The sequence below is a fragment of the Intestinibacter sp. genome (genome assembly GCF_051866655.1).
Lineage (GTDB): Bacteria > Bacillota > Clostridia > Peptostreptococcales > Peptostreptococcaceae > Intestinibacter.
On sequence record NZ_JBJDXL010000093.1, the window covers coordinates 1 to 6,834 of the forward strand.

General features: G+C 26.5%; 6 protein-coding genes. All 6 read right to left on the reverse strand.

The features are described 5' to 3' along the window. Positions 1-72: 72 nt before the first annotated feature. The gene (locus tag ACI3VO_RS02480) at positions 73-2,481 is read right to left on the reverse strand and encodes a M56 family metallopeptidase (protein WP_439756394.1); all 2,409 of its coding nucleotides are present in this window, start codon (positions 2,479-2,481) and stop codon (positions 73-75) included. 12 nt (positions 2,482-2,493) lie between these two features. Next, the gene (locus ACI3VO_RS02485; RefSeq protein WP_439756395.1) at positions 2,494-2,862 is read right to left on the reverse strand and encodes a BlaI/MecI/CopY family transcriptional regulator; all 369 of its coding nucleotides are present in this window, start codon (positions 2,860-2,862) and stop codon (positions 2,494-2,496) included. 263 nt (positions 2,863-3,125) lie between these two features. Beyond that, the gene (locus ACI3VO_RS02490; RefSeq protein WP_439756396.1) at positions 3,126-3,512 is read right to left on the reverse strand and encodes a pyridoxamine 5'-phosphate oxidase family protein; all 387 of its coding nucleotides are present in this window, start codon (positions 3,510-3,512) and stop codon (positions 3,126-3,128) included. Between the two features lie 103 nt (positions 3,513-3,615). After that, positions 3,616-3,999, reverse strand: coding sequence for a winged helix-turn-helix transcriptional regulator (locus ACI3VO_RS02495; RefSeq protein ID WP_439756397.1), 384 nt, complete (start codon positions 3,997-3,999; stop codon positions 3,616-3,618). Positions 4,000-4,060: 61 nt separating this feature from the next. Further along, on the reverse strand, positions 4,061-4,582 hold the full coding sequence (locus ACI3VO_RS02500; protein ID WP_439756398.1) for a hypothetical protein: 522 nt from the start codon (positions 4,580-4,582) through the stop codon (positions 4,061-4,063). An 18-nt stretch (positions 4,583-4,600) separates the two neighbouring features. After that, positions 4,601-6,834 (reverse strand): DUF5724 domain-containing protein (locus ACI3VO_RS02505; protein WP_439756399.1); only part of this gene is annotated, 2,234 nt, incomplete at its 5' end.

Genomic DNA, 6,834 nt, shown 5'->3' on the forward strand with positions numbered 1-6,834 from the left:
CCAACCAGAACTGTGTTTTTATCTTTATTTATTAAAATATTAATCTTTTGTATTTATTATGTCAACATAGATTTATTCTTCTATTACAGTAACTTCATCGCCATCGACTTTAAGTTTAATTCTTTCTAATATTTTATCCCTATATGCATTGTATTTAGTAAAAATCAGTATGTTTCCATCTTGTTTAGATTCATAAATATATACTTTACCATTTTCAAATCCTTTACAACTATCTTTAATAAGAGGATACTTATTAATTAAACTTATATCATAAAGCTTATTATATGCATCTTCACTTATATTAAAACTCGAATCATCATCATAATAATTGGATAATTCTATTTTTGCATCACTATTTATTGATTCTAAGTATCTTTTAGCATTTTTTTCTAATTCTCTGCCTAATTTATTTTCATAATCGCCATATATAGCTTTATATGATTCTTCCTTAGGAAAAACTTGTCTTATATAATCTGAAAGACTAATCAATATTGAATCTTTTTGAAAAACAACAGCTTTTGATCTTGAGAAAATATAATTTCCATAATTTTGTATATATTTTTCTTCAATTAAGGAATATTGACCATTCTTATTTTTAGAAAATCTTAATCTTACAGGTACAATTTCAGAATCCTCACTTAAAATAAATTTATCATCTTCAAATGAAAATACACCAATAACATATAGTAAATACACTGTTACCGTTTTATCATCTTCGTCTTTTCCTATTATCGCATAGCTTGTAGTTTCAAATTCAGAAAATGATCCAAAATCCTCTTCATTTAGCGCAAAAGCATAATAAAATGCATCTTTCGAAAGTAATGAAGATTTATTGTATAAATATTTTTCTATAGCATTATTTAAACTAGATTCTCCTTCTGTACTACTTGATAAAGCTATTAAAAATTCATCGTATTTATCATATTCTATATCATTTAATTTTATATTTAATTTTGCTTCTATATCCTTTCTTTTAAAATTAAATTGATATTTTTTTCTATCCTCAATCCTCACATTATTATCATCTTTGATTATTATATTATAATCTACCTCATTTAAATTTTTGATTAATGTAAACATTATGGCAGAATCCTTATATAAATTATTTTCCATATCAGATAAATCTATATGATTCGTTTCATAAGTAATCATAAAACTACTATGATTTTTTTTATCTATAAACTTTATACTATTTATAGGATAAACAGAACAACTTAACTCAAGCGGACCATCTCTTTGTGTACAATTTATCTCATGCAATAAAAATTCTATACTATCTTCACTCTCTATATAATCAACCTTATTTTCAAAAAGTCTATCTATGTAACTATTTTCAAATTCTTCTTGATCTACTAAAACTTCGCCATTCGTCAAAGATACAGAAGCCAATACTAAAACAGAAACTATACTAACTAAAGCCAATATTTTCTTATGTTTTAAATTTTTAAATTTTTTAATAATCTCTAATCTACTTTTTATTACTTCTTTATCGCTAACCATACTAAGTCCTAAAACCATACTTTTATTACAATTAATTCGTTCTAACACATCCAGTATTGTAAGTCCATATTTATTGTGCTCTTCTTTATTTAAAATTGACAATACTTTTTCATCACATGCTAACTCTATATCATCTCTTATTTTTTTAAATGAAATCCAAACTACAGCATTAGTTATATGAAGACATTGTAAAAAAACTAATAAATAATTAAAAATATTATCCTTTCTCTTATAGTGACATAATTCATGCAAGAATATATATTCTAACTGAGAATCATCCAAATCAATTAAATTACTAGGAAGTAATACCTTGACTTTTAAAATACCTATTATAGATGGTGTATTTACCGAATCAGTTATAATTAAATCTATTTTTTTATTTATATTCATCCTTTTTAAAGTATTTTTAAATATATCATCTATTCTGTCGCAATTTCGCTGATAAATATTTATTTTTTTATTAAATTTAAAATACATAAATGCATATGCTAATATCATTAAAAATTCTATAATTAAAATTAAATCAAGTATATCAAAGCTACTTACTAATCCATTATTATTGCTATTTTGTTCAATATTATATTTAAAATTTTCATCTGAAGTTTGTTTATTATTATCTGTATGTTCTACAACTTCAGCTTCATTTTTACTTAAATCCTCGTAATCATTTAAATTATCAACACTGTATATTTGAGTATCATAATTTTTATTTCTATAAAATATATCTTCAAATGTAGTAGGTATATCATTCTTTAAAAAAGGTATTTCATTAAATATACTAAAACTACTTTCTGGAGCAAAAGGTATTATCAACTTAACAATAAATATAAGCCAAAGCATGCATAAATATTTTTTACCTATTTTTTTATTTAAAATTTGTCTTGCAATTAATATTACTATTCCTACTATCGCTGCATAAATACCTGCCGTAGCTAAATAGCCATAAACATTATCCATTAAATAGTATAAATCTATATCCATATAATCTCTCCCCTAATCCTCATCCTTTAAAATATCTCTTAGCTCGTCTATCTCTTCCTTCGATAACTTATTTTCCTTTACAAAGCTCAAAACCATCTTATTAATAGATCCATTGTAGAGCTTTTCTAAAAATGACTTACTTGCAGAGTCTTTGTACTCGCGTTCACTTATAGCTGGTTTGTATATGAATAATTTTCTATTTGTCTTGTCCACATCTATAAATCCCTTTGACACAAGGCGTGTGATTAATGTCTGGATTGTCTTTGGCTTCCAATCGCTACTGTCTTTTAATTGTTCAACTATCTGTGCGCTTGAAGCTTCCCCTATTTTCCATAAAACCTTCATAACTTCTAATTCTGATTCTGATATATTTTGTTTCATTTATTCTCCTCCTTCAAAACTTACAAATGTAGTCCTTATACTTATAGATTACATTTGTAAGTTTTAAAAGTCAAGAAATTTTATTATTTTTTTAGAGTTTTATATATGATTGGTTTATTTTACAATTATAAAATACAAAAAAATTAGGATATTAGAATAGAGAATCTATTTTAATATCCTATTTTTTAAATATTTATTGGTAAATGAGGTTTGTTTGGGTTCGTTTTATGAGATTCTAAAAATATATGTATTTTAAAATTTTTTTATAATACTTTTTTATTATCACTACCTGGAGTAGTAACAATAACCTTTTCTGGTGTTATTACTAAAGCACCTTTTGCTGTAGCAGCACCGTTAAACATATCAGATACTAATTTTTTAAATGTTTCAACTACATCGCCTTCTGTTATGTATTTTGCTGTTCCTTTAACTTGATAACCTTCCATTGTGCTTGCATTGCATGCAGATACTGCTATTTTTCCATTAGCTTCTATGTTTTTTAATGTTTCGTCAAGAAAAACATCTCCAACTACTAATTTTCCATCTTCAGTAACATCCTTAAATGCAACTGGCACAGCATTTGGTTCATTGTTATAAGTTCCTAAATACCATATTTGTTCTTTTAATAAATTAACTACATTTTGATTCATTGTTGTTTCCCCCTTAATTATTTTACACTGTTATTATAAAAATAATCCCGGAATACAACAATATATTAAGAAATTAATAAGTTACTATTAAATTTCATAGTACCTATTTAGGAACATTGTAATTGCATTTTTGACACTGAGCTAGTGTTTTTTCGTTACTTTCATTATAAAATGCACCTGACCACTTGCAAATACTTTGTAAAATTGGAACAACCGACATTCCTTTTTCTGTTAATGAATATTCAACTCGAGGTGGTATCTCATTATATTGCTTTCGTTCAATAATATTGTCCTCAATCAATTCTTTAAGAGCTGATGCCAAAACTGCATCAGTAATATTCACCATTTCTTTTCTTATTTGATTATATCGAAGTACCTTTTTTTCAGCTAAAACACAAATTATTCTCGATTTCCATTTACCACCGAATACTTCCAAGCCATATTCTAATGGACATCTAATATCCTTTTCTAACTTTGGTTTATACATAAAATCACCTACTTTTCCAAATTATTTTATATTTTTTGTATTGATTATGTCAACATAGTTATTACACACAACTATATCCACCCGATTTTATCATCTCAAGAAAAACTGGTGTTATATATTCCTTTGTGATATATGTCCTACAATCACATCTTGGATTATATGACTTCTTTTCAATTTCTGTATAAGGCGCTAATTTTTTGACATATCTAACTAATGAAGAATATTTTTTATCTAATAGTTGGTTTCTATGTATAAACTCTTCATTTTCATTCCAATATCCAGTCGATACCCATAGACGAGCTCGTGAGATCTCTTTCTTATATTCGTATATACAAGAAAAACCTGCTTCAACTAATTGACTTCGATCTCTATCTAAATATCCACTTTCACTAAATACAAACTCACCTAATTCTTGTAAATAAAAATACATTCCCATTTGTTTAAATTGAATATCCTCGATAAAATCATATACTTTAATATCCTTTTTATCTTCTACTACTACTTTAAAACCTAGCTTTAATGCCTTTTGTACTAATAATTTATACGATTCTAAATCCATATAATAATTGATTTGTCTTCCCATATTGTGCTCCTCTAAATTTTATAAGTTCACCAAAAGATCTACATCTCGCATTACTTCACTGTAGATTATATCGGGAACTTGACTTATTTTTATAGGATTAAAGCTTTTTCTATCGTAAAAATAGATTTCTTCAATTAAAGCCATCCCTGTACTATCTGGATAAAACCAATCAGAATCTATAATTATATCTGCAATTATATTTTCCTTATAAAATACTTTGTGTAGACCTATATCATAATCACAAATCCAGCGTCTTGATTTTAAGACTGCTATAGATTTTTTAACTGGTATTTGTTTATTTGAATACCTAAAGCTACTAGATTTATCTAGTTCATTATCTGCTTTTAAATACAATTCTCTAAATACCTGTTTAAAAGGCTGAACTATTTTTTTATCCAACAAATAATTTTTATATTCATTTAAAACATCATTCTCGTACAAATTAAAACTATGTGCCACTCTAATGTTATCCTCTTCATCTACATCGTAAGTCCTACCATCGAAATCTATAAATCCGCCTTCTCTTAAAAATCCCCATACTGTATTTTCATCTCTTACAAAAACTAAATTTCTCAAAATAGGCTCCGTAACAGAATTTTTCATTAAAGAACTCAGCTCTTTATATTTGAGTTTATTTCTGCTCTCCATAAATTCTTCCATCATCTTTAAGACTCTATCACGTTGATTTTTCAATTTATCACATACTTCTTTAATTTCGATTATGTATTGATTCTTTTTATACTTTGCAGGAATGCCTTTTAGCTGCTTTCCATTTTTTATACATTCGATAAAACTCATCCCTCGATCATCTATCATCAGCCTTACCGTGATATCGTCTATATCTTTTGGTTTAAAATAGTTATCTATATATCCAGATAAATTTCCCTCCATATATAAAATAAATCTCATATCATCACCATAACCACTGTTAATGGCTAGGTTTCTAATCGCCATTTCACATGCAATTTTTTCGCTATTTCTTCTCTGTGCTCCAAATTTTTTACTTTCCTTTAAAAATTGCTGGATATACTCATATCTTTCAAATAAATCCTGTTCTCCTTCTATTGGAATCAACGCATAGGCGATTAACATGTCTTTATTTCTTTTTTCCATTATTTTATTTTTTACTTCATCTTTATCTAGCTTACCTGTAACTGCATCACAAAAATGTCTAGCTCTTGAATGTTTAGAATTATCAGAAACGTATTTAGCACTTTTATACAATATGTCAAAGTTTTCTTTTCCCAAGCCTTCATAGCACTCCTTGAACCATTCTATATCAAAAGCTCCATTTTCTAATTCATCAGCTTCAAGTGGAGTATATTGTTTGATGATGGCTTCTGTATTTTTATCTATATATCTGTTTGCATGAGCTATAAAATAGTAGCAGCCGCTTTTTAAGTCTTTAAGACCTATACTATCACCTATTATATCCGCCCATATAGGATTGTACATAGATACTTCGATTAATTTCTGTTTAGATATCTTTGTACCTTTTAGTATTTGCTTAAATTTATCTGCATTATCAATATCTAGCGGTTTACATATTTTTAGTAAATAGCTTAAAACATCTATTCTGCTAGAAGGAGTCATAACGCCTCTTTCTATTGTTTCATTTCCTATTCCATTTATTATTTGTATTAATAATTCTGCTGAATAAACTGTTTCTATAGCTTTTATAATTTTAGTAAAGTCAGATTTTCCGTCTCCTCTTTTAATTTCTTCAGATATAATTGTACTCATTATTTTCAAATATATATCGAAAATCAATTTATGATAATTTTGCTTATCGTTACAATTTTGATCTCGACCTACAAAATATTTATCGTAAACCCTACTATTTTTATTAGATAAAGCTTCATTTAGCATTTTAATACTTTCAACTAAATCTAAATTTTCAAATACAGCTTTGTAAAGCATATTTTGATCGATTAACTCTAATTCATATAATTTTATATAGTCAAAAATATTAGTCAAGCTTTTAGCTCCATTTTGAGAATAAATAGAATTAAAGTCACAAAGTAAATCTAGCTGATATTTTATTAGAAAGCTCTCAGCAAACCCTTCTCTATCTTCGTAGCAATTCATCTCTTGTAAAAATGCTCTTATTAAATTCAAAGATAGTAAGTTAAAATCTTCATCTTCAATCATAAATAAGTTCTTATCAACTCTATTTAAAACCTCTACTAAAACCTGCCTAGATATTTCAAATATATCGCTCTGATTTTTATATGTATCAAATAAAGCATATA